At 63.9% G+C, this 22525-nt stretch carries 16 protein-coding genes, 1 other RNA gene and 1 pseudogene; 14 read left to right on the top strand and 4 right to left on the bottom strand.

Going from position 1 to position 22525, the window contains the following annotated elements; translation table 11 throughout:
- Positions 1-53: 53 nt before the first annotated feature.
- From ABQ039_RS19080 to ABQ039_RS19055, 6 genes are all read left to right on the top strand, one after another.
- Positions 54-371, top strand: coding sequence for a DUF485 domain-containing protein (locus ABQ039_RS19080; protein ID WP_024937573.1), 318 nt, complete (start codon positions 54-56; stop codon positions 369-371).
- The gene (locus tag ABQ039_RS19075; RefSeq protein ID WP_065033399.1) at positions 368-2095 is read left to right on the top strand and encodes a cation acetate symporter; all 1728 of its coding nucleotides are present in this window, start codon (positions 368-370) and stop codon (positions 2093-2095) included. Before ABQ039_RS19080 ends, ABQ039_RS19075 begins: the two co-directional genes overlap by 4 nt.
- Positions 2096-2722: 627 nt before the next feature.
- On the top strand, positions 2723-3730 hold the full coding sequence (locus tag ABQ039_RS19070) for a glycerophosphodiester phosphodiesterase family protein (RefSeq protein ID WP_024937571.1): 1008 nt from the start codon (positions 2723-2725) through the stop codon (positions 3728-3730).
- 61 nt (positions 3731-3791) lie between these two features.
- Positions 3792-3867: non-coding RNA, sX9 sRNA (locus ABQ039_RS19065), on the top strand.
- Positions 3868-3956: 89 nt separating this feature from the next.
- Positions 3957-4847 (top strand): peptidylprolyl isomerase, encoded by an 891-nt coding sequence (locus ABQ039_RS19060; protein WP_349778596.1) that lies wholly within the window; start codon positions 3957-3959, stop codon positions 4845-4847.
- Positions 4848-4939: 92 nt separating this feature from the next.
- On the top strand, positions 4940-5653 hold the full coding sequence (locus tag ABQ039_RS19055; RefSeq protein ID WP_349778595.1) for a hypothetical protein: 714 nt from the start codon (positions 4940-4942) through the stop codon (positions 5651-5653).
- A gap of 85 nt (positions 5654-5738) precedes the next feature.
- Here the strand turns inward: ABQ039_RS19055 and ABQ039_RS19050 are convergent, their stop codons facing one another.
- Complete coding sequence (locus ABQ039_RS19050; protein ID WP_349778594.1) at positions 5739-6887, bottom strand: ROK family transcriptional regulator; 1149 nt, start codon at positions 6885-6887, stop codon at positions 5739-5741.
- Between the two features lie 494 nt (positions 6888-7381).
- On the opposite strand from ABQ039_RS19050, the gene xth reads away from it, so the two are divergent.
- Together xth and ABQ039_RS19040 are read left to right on the top strand one after the other, a co-directional pair.
- The gene (gene xth, locus ABQ039_RS19045) at positions 7382-8161 is read left to right on the top strand and encodes an exodeoxyribonuclease III (RefSeq protein ID WP_349778593.1); all 780 of its coding nucleotides are present in this window, start codon (positions 7382-7384) and stop codon (positions 8159-8161) included.
- Positions 8158-8595, top strand: coding sequence for a GFA family protein (locus tag ABQ039_RS19040; protein ID WP_043087731.1), 438 nt, complete (start codon positions 8158-8160; stop codon positions 8593-8595). Before xth ends, ABQ039_RS19040 begins: the two co-directional genes overlap by 4 nt.
- Positions 8596-8650: 55 nt before the next feature.
- Here ABQ039_RS19040 and ABQ039_RS19035 read toward each other — a convergent pair whose 3' ends face one another.
- Positions 8651-8902 (bottom strand): GlsB/YeaQ/YmgE family stress response membrane protein, encoded by a 252-nt coding sequence (locus tag ABQ039_RS19035; protein WP_016901812.1) that lies wholly within the window; start codon positions 8900-8902, stop codon positions 8651-8653.
- Positions 8903-9028: 126 nt separating this feature from the next.
- Between ABQ039_RS19035 and ABQ039_RS19030 the strand changes: the two genes are divergently transcribed.
- Positions 9029-9625, top strand: coding sequence for a 4'-phosphopantetheinyl transferase superfamily protein (locus tag ABQ039_RS19030; protein WP_349778592.1), 597 nt, complete (start codon positions 9029-9031; stop codon positions 9623-9625).
- Between the two features lie 109 nt (positions 9626-9734).
- On the opposite strand, the gene ABQ039_RS19025 is transcribed toward ABQ039_RS19030, so the two are convergent.
- On the bottom strand, positions 9735-11321 hold the full coding sequence (locus ABQ039_RS19025; protein ID WP_184632951.1) for an alkaline phosphatase: 1587 nt from the start codon (positions 11319-11321) through the stop codon (positions 9735-9737).
- 474 nt (positions 11322-11795) lie between these two features.
- Between ABQ039_RS19025 and ABQ039_RS19020 the strand changes: the two genes are divergently transcribed.
- The 4 genes and pseudogenes from ABQ039_RS19020 (at position 11796) to ABQ039_RS19005 (ending at position 19682) form a co-directional block, all read left to right on the top strand.
- On the top strand, positions 11796-17060 hold the full coding sequence (locus ABQ039_RS19020) for a wall-associated protein (protein WP_349778591.1): 5265 nt from the start codon (positions 11796-11798) through the stop codon (positions 17058-17060).
- A gap of 10 nt (positions 17061-17070) precedes the next feature.
- Entirely contained in the window at positions 17071-17982 is a 912-nt protein-coding gene (locus ABQ039_RS19015) for an RHS repeat-associated core domain-containing protein (protein WP_184611725.1), read from the top strand.
- A gap of 9 nt (positions 17983-17991) precedes the next feature.
- The gene (locus ABQ039_RS19010; protein ID WP_184611727.1) at positions 17992-18600 is read left to right on the top strand and encodes a DUF416 family protein; all 609 of its coding nucleotides are present in this window, start codon (positions 17992-17994) and stop codon (positions 18598-18600) included.
- A gap of 132 nt (positions 18601-18732) precedes the next feature.
- Positions 18733-19682 (top strand): annotated as a pseudogene (locus ABQ039_RS19005) (IS30 family transposase).
- 92 nt (positions 19683-19774) lie between these two features.
- Here the strand turns inward: ABQ039_RS19005 and ABQ039_RS19000 are convergent.
- Positions 19775-21403 carry an alkaline phosphatase gene (locus tag ABQ039_RS19000; protein ID WP_184611907.1) on the bottom strand — a complete coding sequence of 543 codons (1629 nt, stop codon included), beginning with the start codon at positions 21401-21403 and terminating at the stop codon, positions 19775-19777.
- A gap of 348 nt (positions 21404-21751) precedes the next feature.
- Here ABQ039_RS19000 and rsmG point away from each other — a divergent pair, with 348 nt between their 5' ends.
- Positions 21752-22393, top strand: coding sequence for a 16S rRNA (guanine(527)-N(7))-methyltransferase RsmG (gene rsmG / locus ABQ039_RS18995; RefSeq protein ID WP_166764845.1), 642 nt, complete (start codon positions 21752-21754; stop codon positions 22391-22393).
- The last annotated feature ends 132 nt before the right edge of the window (positions 22394-22525 follow it).

The raw sequence follows: 22525 nt of genomic DNA, 5'->3' as shown, positions 1-22525 counted from the left end.
TGGGACGGGCAAGGCCACCGTCGTTTTACCCGCGCTCTACCAGGAGACAGACAATGACCGTCTCGAATGACGCACTGATCGCCAAGATCGATGCCAATCCGAAGTACCACGCACTCAAGCGCCAGCGCAACGCGCTGGGCTGGACCCTCACCGTGCTGATGTTGCTGGCCTATTACGGCTACATCGGCCTGATCGCCTTCGACAAGGAATTCCTCGCCAAGCCGATCGGTGCCGGCGTGACCTCGATCGGCATCCCGATCGCGATCGGGGTGATGGTGTTCACCATCGTCATCACCGCCATCTACGTGCGCCGCGCCAACAACACCTATGACCAGCTGACCGCGCAGATCCTCGAGGACGCACGCAAATGAGCAAGTATTCGCGCCTTCTCCTGATCCTGGCCGGGCTGATGCCGGCCGGCATCGCGCTGGCCGCCGGCGGCGACATGGGCCAGGTCGACAAGCAGCCCACCAACTGGGTGGCGATCGGCATGTTCGGCTTCTTCGTGCTGGGCACCTTGTGGATCACCAAGTGGGCGGCGGCCAAGACCAAGTCGGCCTCGGACTTCTACACCGCCGGCGGTGGCATCACCGGCTTCCAGAACGGCCTGGCGATCGCCGGCGACTTCATGTCGGCGGCCTCGTTCCTGGGCATCACCGCGGCGGTGATGGCCAATGGCTACGACGGCCTGATCTATGCGATCGGTTTTCTGGTCGGCTGGCCGATCCTGACCTTCCTGATGGCCGAACGGCTGCGCAACCTCGGCAAGTACACCTTCGCCGACGTGGCCGGCTACCGCTTCGCGCCGACCGCCATCCGCAGCTTTGCCGCGTCGGGCACGCTGGTGGTGGTGCTGTTCTATCTGATCGCACAGATGGTCGGCGCCGGTGCCTTGATCAAGCTGCTGTTCGGCCTGGACTACTGGGTGGCGGTGACCCTGGTCGGCGTGCTGATGATGGTCTACGTGCTGTTCGGCGGCATGACCGCCACGACGTGGGTGCAGATCATCAAGGCGGTGCTGCTGCTGACCGGCGTGACCTTCATGGCGGTGGCGATCATGTGGCACTTCAACTTCAGCTTCGAGGCGCTGTTTGCCGAGGGCGTGCGGGTGAAGACCGCGATCGCGGCCAATGGCGGTGCATCGCCGGAGGACGCGGCCAAGGCCGGCCTGTCGATCATGGGGCCGGGCGGCTTCGTGAAGGACCCGATCTCGGCGATCTCGTTCGGCATGGCGCTGATGTTCGGCACCGCCGGCCTGCCGCACATCCTGATGCGCTTCTTCACCGTTCCCGATGCCAAGCAGGCGCGCAAGTCGGTGCTGTGGGCCACCACCTGGATCGGCTACTTCTACATCCTGATCTTCATCATCGGCTTCGGTGCGATCGCGCTGGTGCTGACCAACCCGCAGTTCGCCGATGTCGCCACCGGCACCATCCACGGCGGCAAGGGCGCGGCCAACATGGCGGCAGTGCTGGTCGGCAATGCGGTCGGCGGTAACGTGTTCATGGGCTTCATCTCGGCGGTAGCCTTCGCCACCATCCTGGCGGTGGTCGCAGGCCTGACCCTGTCCGGCGCCTCGGCGGTGTCGCATGACCTGTACGCCACGGTGATCAAGAAGGGCAATCCGGCGCCGGGTTCGGAGCTGAAGGTCTCGCGTGCCACCACCCTGGTGCTGGGCGTGATCGCGGTGCTGCTGGGCATCGTGTTCGAGAAGCAGAACGTGGCCTTCATGGTGTCGCTGGCGTTCGCCATCGCGGCCTCGGCCAACTTCCCGGTGCTGATCCTGTCGTTGTTGTGGAAGAACTGCACCACCCGCGGTGCGGTGGTCGGCGGTTTCCTGGGCCTGGTCTCGTCGCTGGTGCTCACCATCCTGTCGCCGTCGGTGTGGGTGGACACGCTGGGCAACGCAGCCGGTTCGGCGCCGTTCCCGTACACCTCGCCGGCGCTGTTCTCGATGACCATTGGCTTTGTCGGCATCTGGCTGTTCTCGATCCTGGATCACAGCCCGCAGGCCGCCAACGAACGTGCAGCGTTCAAGGCGCAGCAGATCCGTGCCGAAACCGGCCTGGGTGCCAGCGGTGCGTCGGGTCACTGACGTACAGTCACTGCGCAGTCGCAGAACGCCGGCCTTGTGCCGGCGTTTTGCGTTTTGGCCAAGGCTGGCAGCGGGCAGCGTCTGTGTTGCCACGCCCCTACGATCGTCTTCTGACGCGAAGGCCGAGGGGGTATCGGTCGAGCGCGCGCACCGTGCCGGTGCCGGCAGCGATCCAGCATCGTGACGACCCGGGCGCAACGCCCCATCAGACCTCGGTGCGCGGGCGCCCGACGCGCTGCGCGCGTGTGCACGACAACGCTGCGTCCTTGCGTGGCATCGATGCGATCGCATCGCCCGCTTCGTTTTGCACGCAATGCCTGCGCGATCGCGAACAACCGCAACACCAGCGAAGAAATTAAGTCATCTAGGGTGACTAAATTGGCCGCAAGCCGAACGCTGATCACGCCCGGCTTGGCCTCTCCCCCGGTATCGACCGGTTGGCGAGTGCGCTGCAAGCGAGTCCGCCGATTGCGTCGACCCGTCGGCTCTCGTCCACCCCTTGCCCTTCCTGTACCTACGAACCGGGACACCGAGACCATGCCTATCCTCCTCGCTCCAAATCCGCTGGCCCGTGCCTGCCGCCTGTTCGGCGCCCTGGCCCTGCTGGCTGCACTGCCGCAGCTGGCGATGGCCGCCTGCAACGACAGCTCCGATATCAAGATGCAACGCATCCTGTTCAACTCCTCCAATACCGTTGTGCTGGCGCACCGTGGCTTATGGGGTAAATACGCCGGCATCGCCGACATGCCGGAAAACTCGCGCGGCTCGCTGCAGATCGCCAACGACCAGTGCATGGATGGCGTGGAGCTGGACGTCAAGCTCACCAGCGATGGCGTGCCGGTATTGCTGCACGACTACAACCTGGGCCGCACCACCACCGTGTGGCAGCAACATCCCGGAGTGAAGTACGACCCGATCACCAACCAGGGCGTCAACCCGTCGATTCTGGTCACCCCGTGGTCGCAGGTCAGCCAGTTGTTCCTGCTGACGCCTGATCGTCGTACCACCACCGGCTATCACGTACCGCGTGTGGATGAGCTGTTTGCCTATTACAAGCAGCACAACCTGCGTACGCCGATGGTGTTCGACATCAAGGATGCGGCCACGGTACGCGCAGTGCGCAAGGCCGCCGAAAGCCAGTTCGGCGCGGCATCGGGCAGCTATGTGGCCGCCAAGGTCAACGCAACGCTGTACACCAGTCGCGATGCCTATCGTGCAGATGGCAGCGGTATGGTCGGCATACCGGTGTTCACCACCAACATGCTGGGCAAGATCAATGTGCGCCAGACGATTTCGGCATGGATGAACAACGGTCACCAGACGATGGAGATCAACGTCAAGCAACTCGGCGGCCTGCTGCAGAGCGATGCCGATTTCATTCGCGAGCGTGGGTATCGCGTGGGCGTCTTCCAGGCCATTCCGGATGGCCCGTCTGCTGGCAAGTTCTATCAAAACAGCGGCGCCTGCTGCTACGCGCTGTCGGATCTGTATTTCTCCTACGGCGGTGGCCGCGACACGGCCGACAATCGCGGCAATCTGGATTTCATCGTACGCGACGAGGCCTTTGGCCTGATCACCAGCGACGACCCGAAAGCGGCCATCGCCTACCTGCGTGCGCGCGGCAAGCACGACTAAGAGCAACTGACGAAACTACTGCGCAGCCGCCAGGCGGGCGCGGCCGGTGCTCGGAGTCCTCATGTACCACTCGTACACGCCGGTCCCTGCGCGTCGCCCACGCCCACCTGACGACTGCTCGCTACGTTTCGTTAGCCGCTCTCAGCAGCTGTTGCCGGCCCGTGCGGGCCGGCAGTCCCGGCGGCGGCACTGCCGCCGCCGGTTCATGCCATGACGGAGATTGCCCATGTTTTCCACACCACATTGTTTCAGGCTGCTTTGGTTGAGCCTTGCCTGCTCCACACCGCTGGCGCAGGCCGCCACACCCGATGCACACCTGCACACTGGCCCGGCTTCCGGAAAGGTGCTGCAGATTGGACACCAGACCTTCAGTGCGCCGGAATATCGCGCGCTGGCCCTGGCCGACCTGCCGCAGAACGCCAATCCGGCCGTTGCGGCCGACCCGAGTTTCGTACGCGAATTTGCCGACCGGCTGCTGCTGGTGGACCAGGCCCGTCAGGCGCATCTGCAAGACGACCCGGTGGTGGCCGCGCACATCCGTCAGGCCACCGATGCCATTCTTGCCGAGGCAACGCAGCGGCGCGCACGCGATGCCGCGTCTATCGACGCCACGCAGGTGCAGGCCCAGTTCGATGCGCATCCGCACGATTACGACGAGGTTCGCCTCAGCCATCTCTTCGTGGCGCTGCAGCCCCAAGGCGATGCCCGGCGCGGCACACCGTTGACCGATGCGCAGGCGCTCGCACGCGCACAGCGGCTCAAGCAGCAGCTGGATGCCGGCACGCCCTTCGAAGAACTGGCAATGCGCGAATCCGACGACGCTAGCACTGCGGCCGAGGGCGGCCAGCTGTCATCGATCTTCCTGCGCAACGTGGCCGATGTCTTTGCTGCGCCCGTGCAGGGGCTGGGCGTGGGGCAGGTTTCGGCCCCCGTCCGCGGGCCGGAGGGATATCACCTGATCCGTGTGGATGCGCGCATACCCGCCACGCTGGAGACAGCGCGCGGACAGATCGAAGTGCAATTGCGCGACCAGGCCGCCACCGCTGCGCTGGAACGTCTGCGCCAGGACAACCCGTTGCAGTTCGATCACGCCGCACTGGAAGCGGCGCTGCGTTGATGCCGGCGCCTGCGCTGAACGTTGGCGCGCGGCCATGGCATCGGAGGCGGTCGCGCTGGTCGGTGGCGGGCGCGGTGTGCGTGGCCGTAGCGATGTCGGCCGCCGGAATGTGGAGCCTGCGCACGCCTGCTGCGTTGCACCCGCAGAGCGGCGTCGCTGCGCGCCCTGCGGTGCATGCCGGCGTTGCATCGACGCAGCTGCCGGCGCGCGTCGGTCAGGGCCTGTTCGACAGCGCCATGCAACAGCTGGCCTGTCGTCAACAGGGTGAGGAGCGAGCCGCGCAGATCGCGCACGGCGGTGCACAGGTGCCGCCGTTGGAGGGCCGTCGCTGCGTCGCCGGCACGCAGCTGCAGATCGAGGCGCTGCTACGCACGGCCGCGGCGCACGGCGATACCGATGCGCAACGCTATCTACTTGCGCAGCGGGCGGCCGAGTTGCTGCAACGTGCGGTGGCCGGCGCACCTGCCGGCATGCCTGCGCAACTGTCGGCGAGCGACGAACAGGAGATGGCCGCGATTGTGGCCGAGTTGGAAGCGCTGGCATTGGCGGGCCATCGCGATGCCATCGACACCTTGGCGCAGGTGGTGGAATCGCCGTTGTTGCATGCGCCCGACCCGGTGTATGCGGCGGCGTGGCGGCTGGCATCGCGCCAACCGCCGGACCACGCGCTGGATCCATCGGCACCGTTGCAGGCAGAAGACGAATTGCTGGAGTCGCTCACCCAACAACAGCAGCAACAGGCACGTGAGCTGGCGGTTGAGTTGTTCGGCTATTGCTGCCGTGGGCGCGCTGCCACCGCAGATTGACGCCGGTTCTGCGACGCACGAACTAGCGCCTATCCAACGGCAACGCAGACTGTCAGCACCCGCGACAGGGGCGGGGCACCTTCAGTCAACGGAAGTAGCGCGCCTTCAACGGCAGCGTCGCCGCACCGATCGCGCAGGCGTCGGCCGGTGCCTCGGCCGGCAGCAGTAGCGGCATCGGCCTGCCCTGACCGCGACGCGGCAGGTTGTCGATCTGCACGGCGGCGATCAGGCGTCGGGCCAGATCGGCCGGCAGGCGGCCGCCGAACACGATCGCTTCCGGGTCGCACACCGCGGTGATCGCCGAGACGATCAACGACACCCCCGGCGCGCTGCGTGCGATCCAGCGCGCGATCGCCGACCAGGTCGGGTCGTAGGCGGCCAGCAGGCTGCGCACGTCGGCAAACGCCACGCCGTCGTCGGCCAGCAGTTCGCGCAGCAGTTCCAGCGTGGCGCGTTCGAGCTTCTGCGCCGGCAGCATGCCGGCGAATTCACCGGCATTGCCGCGCGCACCGCGCATGACCTGGCCGTCGATGACCAGGCCGCCGCCGAACCCGTAGCTGAGATAGAGGTAGGCAAAGTCGCGATGTCGACGGCCCACGCCCAGCATCGCTTCGCCGGCGGCGGCCACGCTGCCGTCGTTGTCCATCCACACCGGCTGCGCGCAGGCCTGCGCCAGCCACGGCGCCAGGGCGAACTCGCCAAGCGCACGCAGCGGCTCGGGCGGATTGATACGCCCGTCCTCGCCGGTAAAGAACCCGCTCATCGCCAACCCGATCCCCAGCCGCGGCCCCACCGCGTGGTCCAGGCCTGCCAGCAGCGCTGCGTCGCCGGCCTGCAACTGCAGCAACACCGCGTCGGCACTGCGCGCGTCCAGCGGCAGCTCGCTGACCGCCAGTACCTGGCCGGCGAAGTCCACCAGCGCCAGGCTCAGCGCGTCGGTGGCGATGGAGACGCCCAAGGTGTGGCCGTGCGCCGGATTCAACGACACCGCCACCCCCGGCTTTCCGCGGCCGGCACGTGCCACGCCGCTGCCCATGTGGACCATGCCGCGCGCCTGCAGGCCTTCGATCAGGCGCACCGCAGTCTGCACGGTCAGCCCAGTGCCGCGGCTGAGGTCGGCGCGGGTGAGCACGCCGGCCAGGCGCAGGTGGTCGAGCATGTCGCGCTCGTTGCGGCTCAACCCGGGGAAATTCGGCGCATGCGGCGGCAATGCGACAGCGGCAGTGGACGGCATGGCGAGCGGTGGCGCGGGGGAGGGGCCAGCTTACCCGGTCCGGTCGAAATAATTAATTTACAGTAAGTTATTGAATTGCCGGCCTCTGTCATCAGCGGTCATCCCGCCTCACGCCTGCGCACCTGTCCGTGTTCCCGGCCGCGGCCTGCTGCCCCCCTGCTCGACCTGCACCGCCGAGCTGCAGATGGCCGACGGCAAGCGCCAGCCACGCGAGGCCAGCCGCGCCGACTACGGCGAGGCGCCCAACCGCGCCGCGCGCTGGCCTGGATCGCGCGCAAGTAGCGATAGATGCTGGTCGCCGACTGCGGCTCCAGCACCCTGACCGTGCGCGTGGACGGTGCGCCTGCACGCGCTCAATCGTCTCATCCACACCGGCATTCCGAGCGGGAACGCCCGGTTGCCAACCAGCTCGGCGTGCGCATCGCCCCACGCCCCTGAGCACACTCCGGCGGCGCGGTACCATTGGCGGTTTGAACCACGGTCCGCGCCACGCCATGAAGATTGCCTCCTGGAACGTCAACTCGCTCAATGTGCGCCTGCCGCACCTGCAACAGTGGCTGGGCACGTTCGCACCCGATGTGGTCGGCATCCAGGAAACCAAGCTGGAAGACCACAAGTTTCCGGATGCGGCGCTGGCCGCTGCCGGCTATCGCAGCGTGTTCTGCGGGCAGAAGACCTACAACGGCGTGGCGATCCTGTCGCGCTCGCCGGCGCTGGACGTGCAGATGGGCATCCCCGGTTTCGACGACGTGCAGCAGCGCGTGATCGCCGCCACCGTCGATGCCGTGCGCATCGTCAACCTGTATGTGGTCAACGGCCAGGACGTGGGCACCGACAAGTACGCCTACAAGCTGCGCTGGCTGGCCGCGGTGCACGACTGGCTGGCGCAGGAGTTGCACAAGTATCCGCAGCTGGTGGTGCTGGGCGACTTCAACATCGCTCCGGATGGGCGCGATGTGCACGATCCGGCAGTGTGGAACGAGCACCATATCCTCACCTCCAGCGCCGAGCGCGCCGCGCTGGAACAACTGCTGGCGCTGGGCCTGCACGATGCGTTCCGGCTGCATCATGAGCAAGCCGAGCAGTTCAGCTGGTGGGATTACCGCCAGGCCGGATTCCGCCGCAATCTGGGCCTGCGCATCGATCTGACCCTGGTCTCGGAGGCCTTGCGCGCACGCGCGGTGGACGCGGGCATCGACCGCGAACCGCGTACCTGGGAGCGCCCCAGCGACCATGCACCGGCCTGGGTACGCCTGGCCGAGGCGGGCGCATGAGCGAGCGGCATCTGCGGCGTAGCACTTACAAGGTTGGCGAGGTCACGATCAGCCCGGTGCATCGGCTGAGTTGCCACTGCGGCGCGGTGCAGATCGATCTGGATCTGCCGCACGGCCTGCTCGATCCACGTCGTTGCGACTGCTCGATGTGCCGCCGCCGTGGTGCCATCGTCGCCTCGGTGACGCTGGATGGCCTGCACGTGCTGCAGGGCGAGGATGTGCTGCGGCTGTATCAGTTCAACACGCATGCGGCGGCGCATTATTTCTGCGGCGTGTGCGGTATCTACACGCATCACCGACGGCGCTCCAATCCCAACGAGTATGGCTACAACGTCGGCTGCCTGGAAGGCGTCAATCCCTATGCGTTGAACATCGCCGTGCCGGTGGAAGATGGGGTACACCATCCGCTTGATCGCGCTCCGGTCGATGGCTGAAACGACAACGCCCGGGCAAGCCCGGGCGTTGAATGTTCCATCAGTGGATGCGTGCTTAGCGCACGCGTCCACGGGTGAACAGATTGACGATTGCCAGCAGGATCACCGCACCCACCAGCGACCACACGAAGGTCCACAGCGTGATGGCCTGATTGATACCGCCACCGAACAGGAACCCGGCGATCAGCGCGCCGACGATGCCGACCACGATATTGAGAATGATGCCCTGCTGCGCATCGCGACGCATGATGATGCTGGCCAGCCAACCCACGATGCCGCCGACGATCAACCAGATGATGATGCCCATGTTGCCGAACTCCTCATGCGATTGCACCGGAAGTAGTGCATGGGCGCCATTCAACGCAGACCGGCGTGAAGTGACTGTCGAGCGTGGTCGCACGCGCATGCGGCTGTTGTGCTTGGTGCACGCAGCGTGACAGCGCACGCAAGCTGGCATATCGGCCCGGTGCAGCTGTGGCTGCGTCCGCACCGGCATGGCGAGCGTGGCGAACCGCAGGCGCGCGAGTTGCTGGGCCAGGCTTTGGCGCTGGAACCGGCCCAGGTGCCGCTGCGGCGCGACGAGCGTGGGCGGCCGTCGCTGCAGCCGGCCTTGCCCGACCGGGACACCGGCTGGAGCCATAGCGGCGACTACCTGCTGGTCGGCCTGGGGCAGGGCGTGCGGCTGGGCGTGGATCTGGAGCGCATCCGCGCGCGCCCACGTCTGCTGGAAATCGCGCAACGATTCTTCCATGCCGACGAAATCGCAGTGCTGGCCGGCCTGCAGCCGGACGCGCAACAGGCGCTGTTTTTCCGCCTGTGGTGCGCCAAGGAAGCGCTGCTCAAGGCGTACGGGCATGGCCTGTCGTTTGGCCTGCATCGGCTCGCCTACGCAGTGGCGCCCGACGGCGCATTGCAGTTGCAGTGGTGCGACCCCGCGCTCGGCCAGGCCGCGCAATGGCAGTTGCACGAATGGTGGGCTGCACCGGATTGCCGCGCTGCGCTGGCGTTCTACCCGTTGCCGGCCGAATAGGCGCGGCGATCGCTTTACTGCGTGGTGCAGCGAAGATGTGCGCTGCGTCCTGGACCGGGTGCAGCACGTGCCGGACATGGATGCTTGCGTTGCTGGCCCGACCGACGTCTCAGGCATGTTCCGGCCGCGTCGCAGCGTGCGGCAAAATCGGCTGACGGAACTGCGCCACCCCATCCAGATTGCGCAAGGTCACCGTCAGCACGCCGGTGCGTGCATCGATCTCCACTTCGCCAAAGAACTGAAATCCTGCCAGCGGCGACAGGTTGGGTGCCGGCGGTGCTTTCTGGAAGATCACCGTCGGGCCAAAGGTGGCATCGAGTGCATTCGGGCCGAAGCTCCCGGCATTGAGCGGGCCGGCCACGAACTCCCAGAACGGCTCGAATTGCTGAAACGCCGCCCGATCCGGGTGGTAGTAATGCGCCGCGCAATAATGCACATCGGCGGTCAGCCACAGCGTGTTGCGAATGCGCGCTGTGCTGATGAAACGCAGCAGCGTGGCGATCTCCTGTTCACGCCCGCGTGGCACACCCGGATCGCCGTTGGCGATCGCCTCCCAGCGCGCGCGGCCTGCGGCGTCCTGCCCATCGGGCACCTGCAGGCCGATCGGCATGTCGGCGGCGATCACCTTCCATTGCGCACGTGAGCCGGCCAGTTCGCGCTGCAGCCAGGCCAGTTGCTGCGGGCCCAGAAAGGCCGCGTCCGCGCCCGGTTGCGGCTGCAGGTTGTCGCTGTTGGCGCCGCGATAGCTGCGCATGTCCAGCACGAATACATCCAGCAGCGGGCCATAACTGATCTTGCGGTAGATGCGCCCGTTGCCATCGGCATGCACGCCGCGCATCGGCGCGTATTCCAGAAATGCCTGACGTGCACGACCGGCCAGCACCCCGATATCGCGCACCTGATAGCGCTCGTCCAGCTGCTTGCCGGGCGACCAGTTGTTGGTGGTTTCGTGGTCGTCCCACTGCCAGACCTGCGCCACCTCGGCATTGAAGCGACGCACATGCTCATCGAGCAGGTTGTAGCGGTAGTTGCCGCGGAATTCGTCCAGCGTTTCGGCCACCTTGCTCTTGGCCGCGGTGGTGAGGTTGCGCCAGCGCTTGCCCTCTTCCACGATCAGCTCGGCCGGGATCGGGCCGTCGGCATAGATGGTGTCGCCGCTGTGCAGGAAGAAATCCGGGTTGCGCTCGCGCATCGCGCTGTAGATGCGCATGCCGCCGATGTCCGGATTGATGCCGAAGCCCTGGCCGATGGTGTCGCCACTCCAGACAAAGCGCACATCGCCACGCGCCTGCGGCGCACTGCGCAGATGGCCGTGCACCGGCGCGCTCAAGACGCCGCTGTCGGCATCTTCGAAGCGCACCCGGTAGAAGATGTCCTGATCGCGCGGCAATGCACCCAGATCCACCCGCGCAGTGAAATCGTGCGCTGGCGAAGCCACCGGCCCATCCACGCGACGCGCCTGACGCAGGCTCGGGCGCGTATCCCATTCCACCCGCAGCCGCGCCGGCCGATCGCAGCGGCTCCACAGCAACGCCCGGCCCTCCACGACATCGCCGCTCTGCACCCCATCGGTGATCAGCGGCCGCCCGGACGGCGCAGCCAGACTGCGCGTGGACCAACCGGCAGTGGCCGGCAGCAACAAGCCGGCACCCAACCCTTGCAACACGCGGCGGCGGGCGGGATCGGAGGCGGTCATGGGATGTCCTTGACAAGTTGGGTCCGGCATCCAGATCTAGCGCATGAGTCTTACCGGCGCGTGTCTGGCGCGACGATAGCTAGGCGAATCTTTCAGGCATAGCAACGTGATTGGAGTATTTCGAATTCACCCCCTCAGCGCTGCATTGCCGGCAATGAAGTGGTGAGCGCTTGAGGTGCCGCTGCATGGGCGTCTTTCGCTTTTCCAACGTGCTTAGGGCTTTGAATTTTTCTTGACGGTATTCCCGTTGCGGAACAGACTCGTCTGAGGCACCAAGGACAGGTCATCGCGCGAAACGCCAGCTGGTTCACTGGCTGGGATGGCGGTCATGAGTGGATATTCACTACAGCGCAGAGGTCAGGGATGAGTAGGACGCATGGCGTGTCTGATGACAAATGTGGTCAATTTTGTCCGGTTTATAGGCTTCGCGGTACTGGTCGCCTGTTTGTTGCGGATCTCGCAAGACTCGGGGTAATGATTTTATCGCTCGCGTGCTTTTCTTCGACGCTGTATGCGGAGATTCCAAGCTGGCATGAGGAATATGGCAACCGGCTGAAATATGCGGAACTGGTCGAGCCGCTCAAGGGCGATATCTTTGGCGAGTCGGTCAATCTTTATGATGGGTCGGTGTCCTTCTCTGCCACCGAGCTGTCGTTGACGGGAAATAGCGGCTTATCGGTGTCCATCGGACGCAAGCTCGACCCGAGCAACCCCAAGAGCAATCTTGCCTTCGGCGACTGGGAGCTGGATATCCCTTCTCTTTCAGGCGTTTTTGGAGGTGATGCGGCCACGGCAGCTGCTGGCGGTTGGGCGCCTGCGCAGCGCTGTGACAGCGTGAGCGGACCACCGACTGTCACGGTCCGGAATGTGCGCGGAACCCTCGATATTGATTTTGCTGATTTCGAGTACTGGGACGGCAACCGGCTGTCGTTGCCCGGAGGTGGGGGCGGCGAACTGCTTGGCGCATCAGGGGATGCGCGCGAGGTCAGGCCGACGTTTACCGAGCCTGTGCGCTGGAATACCAAGGACGGCTGGTTCTTCTCATGCCTGGGTGCCTTGAAGAGCGGGCAGGTAGGGCAGGGCTTCGTGGGGCATGCGCCCGACGGTAGCAAGTATTATTTCGATTGGATGGTGGTGCGCGACCATAACGATCAGGCACATAAGCAAACCCTTGGGGCAGATACGCATGCGGTGCTCCGCCGCAACAAGGTATTTCTGTATCCGAGCCAGATCGTCGACCGCTTCGGCAACTGGGTTCGCTACGAATGGAGTGGCGCGCAGCTGCAGCGTCTCCATGCCAACGATGGGCGTAGCATTGTGCTCGGCTACGACAACGCGGGGCGCATCGCCAGTATGACCAGCGGTACGCGCCAGTGGAGCTACCAGTACGACAGCACTACTTCCCGGCTGATCTCGGTCACTTTGCCGGATGGAACAGCGTGGGGCTATGCGATCACGCCACCGGCATTGCTATACAAGCAGCGGCAAACCCAGGACGAGCCGGAATCCAATTATCGTGTACGCATGGATCTGTGCGCCAAAATGGGTATCCTCCTCGACAACGAAGCGATCTATACCGTCAACCACCCTTCTGGAGCAGTCGCAACGTTTAGTCTGCGCCCGATCCGGCACGGTCGGATGGGTGTGCGTTTCGATTGTCAGGAAAACGGGGAAAGCGCCACGCTGGAGGATGGATGGAACCAGACGCCGCTATATCGCGATGCCTACACCCTCAAATCCAAGACCATCAGCGGCCCTGCGCTGCCGCCTGCTCAATGGCAGTACGACTATCTCAATTTAGGTGGGCGCTACGATCGTGACGTCACGGTGGATAGCTGGCCGCTGTATCCGGCAGGCAGCGCAGAACACAAATTCACGGTGGAAGTCGGGCCCGACGGCACGGTCAAGCGTTACGAGTTCGGCAAGGAAGTCCGCTACAACGATGGGCGATTGCTGGGCGTCGTGACCACGCGCAACGATGTCAATGTCAAGGTGGAGACCACCAGTTACGTTACAGAGTCGCAGCTTGCAGACGCACCGTTTCCGGCATTGGCTGGTACCAGCTATGTATATGGAAGTGACGAGATCATGTCGCATGGCAACCGACCCGTGCAGAGCACCAGCACAACCCAGGATGGTGTGCAGTTTGTCCGCCAGATTACTGCCTTCGATGCTTTCGCCCGCGAGAGATCTGCAGTGGAGTCGAACTCTGCCGGCCAGAGCAGAACTATCTCCAAGGCCTACTACGACGACGCTGGATTGTGGTTGTTGGGACAGGACCAGCAAGAGACCGTCGGCGATATCCAGCGCAGCCGCGCCGAGTTTGATACTGCAAGCGGCTTACCAGTGCGTTTCTATGCATTTGGGCGGCTTGCCCAGAGTGTGGGCTACGCCGCTGATGGAACGGTCGCCAGCGTCAGCGATGGGCGTGGCAATGCAACCCTGCTCAGTAGTTGGAAGTTCGGTGTACCGCAGCAAATCAAGTTTCCCGGCACCGCTGAAGCGCCCAATGGCGCGACGCGATCGGTGGTGATCGACGACAACGGATGGATTGCCGCACTTACCGATGAGAACGGGTTCACTACCAACTACACCTACGACGGCATGGGGAGATTGGCGTCGATCCAATATCCGCAGGGCGACAGCACGGCATGGAATGCAGTGAGCTTTGCGCTGCAACGCATGGAGGCAGCCAATCTCGGCCTGCCTGCCGGGCATTGGCTGCACAGCCGCACGCAGGGCGGGCACACAACCCAGACCTATCTGGATGCGTTATTTCGCCCTGTACTGACTGCGGAGGTGGCACAAGGACAGACCGATAGCGCCGTGGTCACTCGCTATGACGTCACTGGCCAGAAGGCGTTTACCTCGTACCCGTCGCTTGGAGTGAACGATGTCAACCAGTCGCTCTCAGGCACTTCCTATACATACGATGCGCTTGGGCGCCCGATCGGCATGACGCAGGCATCGGAGCTCTGGCCGCTCGTTACCACGACCGATTACATCGGCGATCTCAGCGTCCGCGTGACCAATCCGCGAGGTCTTTCCACCACGACCCGGCATCTGGCCTATACCGGGCCGGAGTACGAAATGCCGTTGACGATTTCCCAACCCGAAGACGTGATTACCGAGATCCAGCGCGATGCGCTCGGAACTCCACTCTCGATCAACCGGCGTAACGGGGATGGCAGCCAGCAGCTGGCCCGTCGCTATGTCTACGATGGGTATCGCCAGCTGTGCAAGACCATCGAGCCGGAATCCGGCGCCACCGTGCAGGACTACGATGCAGCCGGCAATCTTGCCTGGTCTGCATCGGGCACCGCCCTGACCAGCGCGAGCCAGTGCGATACCGAAGCGGCGCAAGCGAGTGGCCGTGTCGTGGTGCGCAACTACGATGCGCGCAATCGCTTGTTTCAACTGCGCTTCCCTGATGGTCGGGGCGATCAGGATTGGTCCTATACCCCAGACGGTCTGCCTGCCTCCATCAGCACGTCCAATACCAGCGACGCGTTGCCGGTGATCAGCAGCTACCAGTACAACCGCCGACGCCTGCTGGTTCTGGAGTCTCAGCAGCACGCCGAACTTGGGCTCAGGAGCATGAGCTATGCCTACGATGCGAATGGCGCGCTGTCGGGCCATACCTACCCGAGTGGGCGTGTTGTGGACTATGCGCCGGATGCATTGGGCCGCCCGACCCGTGCAGGCAACTTTGCCAGCGAGGTGACCTACTACGCCAATGGCGGCATGTCGCGGTTCGTCTACGGCAATGGCGTGGTGCATACATTGGGACAGAACGTGCGTGGTTTCCCCGATCGTAGTACCGATCTGGCTGGTGGCACTGCGGTGCTCGACGATGGCTATGACTATGATGCCATGGGTAATGTGATGGCCATCAGCGATGGCGTAACGGGCGGCAACACCAGCCGCGACATGACCTACGACGGCCTGGATCGGTTGAAAACCGTAACCTCTGCTGCTTTTGGTGACGCCAGCTACAACTATGACGCCTTGGACAATCTGGAGTCGGCCAAAGTGGGAACGCGTGATCGCGTGCATGTTTACGATGGCAACAATCGCCTGGCCAACGTGGTCGATGCCGTCGGCGGAGCGACGCTGGTCGGATTGAGCTACGACGTGCAGGGCAATTTAAACAATCGCAACGGCGTAACCTACGATTTCGACTACGGTAACCGCCTGCGTCAGGTCGGTGCAGTGGAGACCTATCAATACGATGCGCAGGGAAGGCGTATCCGCGCTCAGGCCTCCGCCAGCGGCGCGATCTACTCGTTCTACGACAATGCCGGTGTCCTGCGGCAGCAGCGCAATGAGCGCACCGGCAAGGACGTGGACTACATCCAGCTCAACGGCAGCCTGGTGGCGCAGGTGTCGGGCAGCGTGACCCCGAATGTTCCGGCATTGAGCGGCCCGGGTTACGTCAATCAGGGCGACTACGCGTTGACCTGGAACGCGGTGGGCGCGGCAACGCGTTACGAACTGGAGGAAGCGGCCAGCGGCGGAAGCTGGACAGGCATCTACAACGCAAGCGCGCTGACGTTCACCGTCACCGGGAAATCGACTGGCAGCTTCCAGTATCGCGTCCGTGCATGCCGCGACAGCTGTGGAGGCTGGAGCAACATCGCCACAGTGGCGATCGAGCTGCCACCGTCGACCGTGCCCGACCTGTCGGTGCCTCAGTTTGGCGACAACGGCAATTACAGCATCGCCTGGTCCGCCGCTTCGGGTGCAACCGGGTATGAGCTGGAAGAGAGCGTTGCCGATGGTGCCTGGAGCCAAAGCTACACCGGTGCAGAGTTGTCCAGGGCTTTTGCAGCACGCGCGGCGGGGATTTACGGCTATCGGGTACGCGCCTGCAATCCCATCGGCTGTACGTCCTATTCCGCCAGCGCCAGTGTCAATGTGGTGTACCCGCCCGACAGTGCGCCCGCAACGAGTGCTCCTGCACGTGCCACCCAGAGCGGTTTTGCCGTCAGCTGGTCGACTGTAGGCGCGGCCTCTCACTATGTGCTGCAGGAAAGTGCCAATGGTGGAGCGTGGTCCACGCTGCAGGAGGGCCCCCAACAGGCCTTCGAGAGCGGTGCCCGCACTGCCGGCGATTACGGCTACCGGGTGGCAGCCTGCAATCGTGCCGGGTGCGGTAACTGGTCCGGCACTGTCACGGTGCAGGTTGTCGCCCCGCCCACCCTGGAGCCCGCACTGTCGGCCCCCTCGCTGGTGCCGGGTAACGCGTACACGGTGAGTTGGAGCACCCCATCCGGCAGCGAGAGCTTCCAGCTGGAAGAAGACAGTAATGGCGCAGGATGGGTGCAGGTATATGCGGGCGCTGCCACCAGCTTTGACACCAGCAAAGGCAGGGGCAGCTACGGCTACCGCGCCAGGGCCTGCAACATGGCCGGCTGCGGACCGACCTCGGGCATTGTCACGGTGACGGTCTCTCCGCCACCGGCGACGCCGGCCATGCAGACAGCGAACTGGCTGAGTACGCGCACCGCGCCGGTGCAGGTCTGGTGCGAAGCCGGTTGGTCTGCGGTCGCCGATGCAGTGGAGTACCAATTGCAGAGCAGTGGCGGCAATGCGCTTTACACCGGCCCCAGCACCTATGTCAGTGCAAACGGCAATGCCTACTGCGCCTACGAGTACACGGTGCGCGCCTGCAACGCCGGTGGCTGTTCGGCATGGTCGAGCCCACCATTCCCGGTGACCCAGGGCGAGATGGAATGAGGATGCCAGGATGCTGAAGAGAATCTCGCGTCGTGCGGCGCTGCTGTTGGCATTGGCCTGGCCGGCTACAGGTCTTGCCGAAACGGTGGAGTACATCCACACCGACGCCTTGGGCTCACCTGTGGCGATCACCGATGCCGCAGGCAATGTGATCGAGCGGACGGTGTATGAGCCGTATGGCGGCATGGTCAATAAGGCAGCAGTGGACGGACCTGGGTTTACCGGGCATGTGACTGACTCGGCGACCGGGCTGAGTTATATGCAGCAGCGGTATTACGATCCACAGATTGGAAGACTTCTTTCAGTTGATCCCGTGATGGCTTATGGCAATCCTTTAGGGGCATTCAATCGCTATTGGTATGCTAATGACAATCCGTATCGGTTCACTGATCCGGATGGAAGGCAGACAATTCCAGCGGAAAATAAACTTGGTTCCAGCGACCCGGCCGTTATCAATGACTTCCACCGAGCACAGGGTGAGCATGCTGCTGTTACACTTAGTGTTGCGTTGGACCTGTTCCTATCGCAGTTTGGTGATGGTCCTGGCGGAGCAGCTGCAGGCGTAGGCGGGGTTGTTGCGAAGTCTGCTGAAGCAGTAAGCGCCCTCACCAGGGCAAGGGAAATCCAGGGCGCACTAAAACCTATAACTCAGTCCAAAGTCACGACTGCTGTAACAGAGACGGCGGAAGGTGTTCGCGTTGTCACTTCAAGCGAAGGGAGGTTGCGTCCAGCGCAGCGTGCAGCCCTACAAGTTGGCGAGGTGGCTGGAAAAGGCGCCGCACGCACGCACGCCGAGGTGAACGGAGTCAATGCCGCTAGAGATATGGGATTGACGCCAACAAGCGTCTCGCCGAGTCGAACGGCATGCTCAGGATGTCAGGAAGCCATGAGAAAATTAGAAATTCCCATTAAAGATAAATGAAGGCTGGAAGTGGAAATTTTCAACGAAACAAAAATTTTGCTTTGGATAAATGGCATGCCGGACTGGAAGCGTGTAGCTTTTATGGCCTACTGTTGTGAAAGGATGTTTCCTAATTACGTTGATTTCAGCAAAGAGACCGGTTTTGGTGATGCGTCGGTATTAAGGGATTCCTTAGACTATATTTGGAAATGGATTGAATTCGGTAACTTAAATGAGGAGGCGGCTACCCTAGTAAAAGCTTGTGAGAAGCAGGCGCCCGATACAGAAGATTTTACTTCGCTATACACATCCGCCGCACTTGACGCTGCTGTAGCAACAGCGATGACTATAAATGCGACAACAAGCTCGACAGCAATGCAGCTCATTGATGTAGCATCTTTATCCAGAGATACCGTTGATTTATTTGTGCAATTTCAAGAAGATATTGATCCTAATGATCCTCGCCTAGAGGGCATGGTTTGTGAAAGTCAGCTCATGCAAAATGAATTGCGTATCCAAAAGGAAAGTCTTGATTTCCTAGTCAATTTAGAGGGTGGCCGTGAGACAGTGACTAAGGTGCTGCGTGCGCGGTGGTCAAATCTTGATAATGGAAGTCTGAAATTGACTCAACTAGGATGAGGTAATTTCTAAGGGTATATCATTAATGTGAGCCATATGGCCGCGGCTTCAGCTCCGGATCGCGACACCAACGGTTGTGAAGTGGCCCAGGCGACCTGACCTGAACGACTTCACCGCCAAGTGGAGTTGCCCATGTCATCCAGCCGCCTGAACCTGCTAGAACGATACCGTCTACATGCGTTGTATGAAACCGGCATGTCGATGCGGACCATCGCCGATTGGTTGGAGCGTGCGCCCAGCACGATCAGCCGCGAACTGCGCCGCAACTAGCACGCTCGGCAGTATCTGCCAGAGCACGCGCAGCGCATCAGCGAGCATCGGCGCGCGCAGGCTAGCTGGCGTCTACGCATCGACGCTGAGCGCATCTGCCAGATCGAGGGCCTGCTGAGCGAGGATTTCAGTCCGGAACAGATTGCCAGCGCACCGGCTTGGCCAGTCCCGAATGGATCTATCGGCACATCTACGCCGACCAGAAGCGCGGTGTTCAGTTGCTCACGCATCTACGCAGGCGCCGCCGCAAGCGCCGTCGGCGGGGCGTGCGCGATGGCCGCAGGCAGCTAGCTGACGCATCGGCGCAGCTGGACACAGCGCCCAAGCGTAGTGGAGCAGCGAAGCCGCATCGGCGACTGGGAGCTGGATACCCTTCGGGCCTCACACGGAAAGGCCGTGGTGGTCACCATCACCGAACGCCACAGTCGCCTGCATCTGCTTGCTTACTCGCCTGACGGCACCGCCGAGAACGTGAGCAACGCCATCGTCCAGCGGCTGTATGGCCTAGGCCATACAGTGCACACCCTCACCGCCGACAACGGCAAGGAGTTCGCCGATCATCAGCTCATTGCTGCCTGCCTGCAGAGCGATTTCTATTTTGCAGATCCGTACTGCGCATGGCAGCGAGGCAGCAAAAAAAATGCCAACGGGTTGACTTGCCACGACAGACCGATTTCAGCACCATCACCGATGCGCACCTGCGATGGATCGAGCAGCGACTCTACAATCGCCCACGCAAGATACTCGGATTCAAAACTCCCCTCGAAGTCTTCTCCGAGGAGGTCCTCAACAGCGTTGCGAATCAGAGTTGAATTCGCCGGGCGAATTGACGGTACAGGGGCGAGCTCGAAGGCATCGATCAATCCTGGCCCATAATCTTGTCGATGCAGGCATTTGTAGTTGATCACGCCTCCAACGCACCGGCCTTGCCGTCCTCGACCACGAAGCGCTTCAGCGTCGAGACCGTGGCCTGGCGGTCGCGGCGGTCGGAGATGCCTTGCAGGCGCGTTTCCATCCGGCCCGGTGTCAGCGTCACCGAGACATAGCCGCGGGTTTCGCCTTCGGCGTAGTGCACGTGTGGATTGAGCGCCATGGTCTGTTGCAGCTCGGCGTTGCTCTGGCCGTCGGAGGTGACCGAGGTGCCGACGAATTCGGTGGCCAGCGTCGGCGAGTCGGGGTTGGCCGGATCGGCCTTCAGATCGGTGACCCAGTACGAGTGGATGTCGCCGCCCCAGAACACCGGGTTGCGTAGCCGGGTCTTGGTAATTGCATCGAGCATGCGGGTGCGCGTGGCTGGGTAGCCGTCCCAGCCGTCGGTCCAGTGTCCGAACACGCCGTCGCGGCCGTGCTGGTTCATCGGTGCTACCAATAGATCCTGCGCAATCACGTTCCAGCGCGCGGGCGATTGTGCGAAGGCGCCATGCAGCCAGCGCTCCTGTTCCCAGCCGAGCATGCTGCGGCGTGGGTCGGTTCGTTCGTGGCAACTGTCGTCCACTACATGCCCGCCGCGCCAGCCGTTGGCCTGCGGGCAGGGTTGTTCGCTGCGGTATTGGCGCCCGTCGAGCACGTAGAAGCGCGCCAGCTGGCCGTAGTCCAGCGAGCGGTAGATGCGCATGTCGGCGCCGTGTGGGCGACTGCGTGCGCGCAGCGGGAAGTGTTCGTAGAAGGCGCGGTAGGCGGCCGCGCGCCGGGCCAGGAAGGTGTCGACCGCAATCGACGGGTCCTGCGACCAGCGGTTGGCGTAATCGTTCTGCACCTCGTGGTCGTCCCAGGTCGCCACGCAGGCGCTGCCGGCGTGCAGCGCCTGCAAGTCGGGGTCGGTGCGGTACAGCGCATAGCGGTTGCGGTAGCCGGCCAGATCCAGGCACTCGCCGCTGCCATGCGGGCGCACGATCTTGTTCGCTGCCTCGCCGTGGTTGCTGTATTCGTAGATGTAATCGCCGAGGAAGAACACCAGGTCCGGCTGTTCGGCGGCCAGGTGGCGGTAGGCGCTGAAATAGCCCAGCTCCCAGTGCGAGCAGGACACAAAGCCCAGCCGTGCGGCATCCGGCAACTGGTGCGACGCCGGCAAGGTGCGCGCGCTGCCGATAGGGCTGCGCGCGCCCAGCGCCTGGAAGCAGTACCAGTACGGGCGATCGGCGGCCAGGCCGGCGACCTCCACATGCACCGCATGGCCCCAGGCCGGGCTGGCAACGGTCTGACCCTGGCGCACGATGTGGCGCATGCCCGGGTCGCTGGCCACCTGCCAGCGCACCTGCACCGGGGCGGTCAGCCCGCCGCGTCCATCCGGCTCCAGCGGGCGTGGCGCCAGCCGGGTCCAGATGACAAAGCCATCGGCCAGCGGGTCGCCCGCGGCCACGCCCAGGGTGAACGGGTCCGGGCTGCCGCTGGCACGTGCGAACGGGCTGAGCAGCCCGGCGGCCGCCAGCCCGGCACCGGCGACGAGAAGACGGCGCCGGCTGTGATCCACGGCGGCAGCTGTGTTGCCGGGGCCAGGCAGGGGCGATGCGGAAGACGGGTCGATCAAAGACATGGGCATACAGGCGATCTGGCGAACGCGACCATAGTGCGACGGGCGCATGTCCGTTCAATGGCAGCGGCAGTGGTGTCGCTGTCGGCGCAGGCTTACCTGCGTCATCGACTGCGGATGGTGGACATGGATACGGGTGTGCCACCGCGGCGGGTGACCCTGCCCACAGCGATGCCTACACGCCGGTGCAGCGGCGGCTGTGGTGGGTGGCAGGCATTGCGGCACCGCAGGCCTGGACGTTGTGCTGGGCAAGTTCACGTACGTCGGCTTGCGGCCCACGCGCTCACGCGCCACGCATCGCCAACCTGCGCGGCACGCACCTGCACGCCAGCCAGCTGCGATAATCGCGGCATGAACGATGCCGCACTTGCCCCCGATGTAGCCGCTGCGCTGGCCAACGGCCTGCAGGCCCAATCCCTGGATGCGGCCTTTGCCGCGCCGTTGTTGCGCTATCTGACGCTGCTGGTGCGTTGGAACAAGACCTACAACCTCACCGCCGTGCGCGACCCGCGCGAGATGGTCACCCGCCATCTGCTCGATTCGCTGGCCATGCAGCCCTACATCGCCAGCGGCACGCTGGCCGATCTGGGCACTGGCCCCGGCCTGCCCGGCATCCCGCTGGCGATCACCCGCCCGCAGCTGCAGGTGACCTTGGTGGAAAGCAACGGCAAGAAGGCCCGCTTCATGCGCGAGGCGCTGCGCCAGCTGGCGCTGGGCAACGCACGCGTGGCCGAGTCGCGCGCCGAGGCGCTGGACGAGCCGGCCGCCTACGACCACCTCACCGCGCGGGCGCTGGACACGCTGGCCGGCATCATTGACGTCGGCGGCCACCTGCTGCGCCCGGGCGGCAGCCTGCTGGCGATGAAGGGCGTCTACCCGCATGACGAGATCGCCGCACTGCCCGCCGGCTGGACGGTGGGCGAGGTGCATCCGCTGCAGGTGCCGGGCCTGGACGGCGAGCGGCATCTGGTGGTGGTGCGCAAGGCAGGCTGAAGCGGCCGGCCTGTCCGGTCGCGCGCATTCACTCTGTAACCCGCGACCCGCAATCCCCGCGCTGGGACTTCCGGCCCATGGCAGCTGCGGCCCGGGCTGCCATGATCGAACGTTCGATCCGAACGCAGGCCG

The sequence above is a fragment of the Xanthomonas sp. WHRI 6108 genome, assembly GCF_040202385.2.
Lineage (GTDB): Bacteria > Pseudomonadota > Gammaproteobacteria > Xanthomonadales > Xanthomonadaceae > Xanthomonas > Xanthomonas arboricola.
The sequence above is the reverse complement of the archived record's forward strand: the minus strand, read 5'-3'. Positions and strand labels throughout refer to the sequence as shown.

Excerpts from the sequence above, each read along its gene's own strand:
- ABQ039_RS19080 (WP_024937573.1), top strand. The coding sequence starts at position 54 with ATGACCGTCTCGAATGACGCACTGATCGCCAAGATCGATGCCAATCCG.
- ABQ039_RS19075 (WP_065033399.1), top strand. The coding sequence starts at position 368 with ATGAGCAAGTATTCGCGCCTTCTCCTGATCCTGGCCGGGCTGATGCCG.
- ABQ039_RS19070 (WP_024937571.1), top strand. The coding sequence starts at position 2,723 with ATGGCCGCCTGCAACGACAGCTCCGATATCAAGATGCAACGCATCCTG.
- ABQ039_RS19060 (WP_349778596.1), top strand. The coding sequence starts at position 3,957 with ATGTTTTCCACACCACATTGTTTCAGGCTGCTTTGGTTGAGCCTTGCC.
- ABQ039_RS19055 (WP_349778595.1), top strand. The coding sequence starts at position 4,940 with ATGTCGGCCGCCGGAATGTGGAGCCTGCGCACGCCTGCTGCGTTGCAC.
- ABQ039_RS19050 (WP_349778594.1), bottom strand. The coding sequence starts at position 6,887 with ATGCCGTCCACTGCCGCTGTCGCATTGCCGCCGCATGCGCCGAATTTC.
- xth (WP_349778593.1), top strand. The coding sequence starts at position 7,382 with ATGAAGATTGCCTCCTGGAACGTCAACTCGCTCAATGTGCGCCTGCCG.
- ABQ039_RS19040 (WP_043087731.1), top strand. The coding sequence starts at position 8,158 with ATGAGCGAGCGGCATCTGCGGCGTAGCACTTACAAGGTTGGCGAGGTC.
- ABQ039_RS19035 (WP_016901812.1), bottom strand. The coding sequence starts at position 8,902 with ATGGGCATCATCATCTGGTTGATCGTCGGCGGCATCGTGGGTTGGCTG.
- ABQ039_RS19025 (WP_184632951.1), bottom strand. The coding sequence starts at position 11,321 with ATGACCGCCTCCGATCCCGCCCGCCGCCGCGTGTTGCAAGGGTTGGGT.
- ABQ039_RS19020 (WP_349778591.1), top strand. The coding sequence starts at position 11,796 with ATGATTTTATCGCTCGCGTGCTTTTCTTCGACGCTGTATGCGGAGATT.
- ABQ039_RS19015 (WP_184611725.1), top strand. The coding sequence starts at position 17,071 with ATGCTGAAGAGAATCTCGCGTCGTGCGGCGCTGCTGTTGGCATTGGCC.
- ABQ039_RS19000 (WP_184611907.1), bottom strand. The coding sequence starts at position 21,403 with ATGTCTTTGATCGACCCGTCTTCCGCATCGCCCCTGCCTGGCCCCGGC.
- rsmG (WP_166764845.1), top strand. The coding sequence starts at position 21,752 with ATGAACGATGCCGCACTTGCCCCCGATGTAGCCGCTGCGCTGGCCAAC.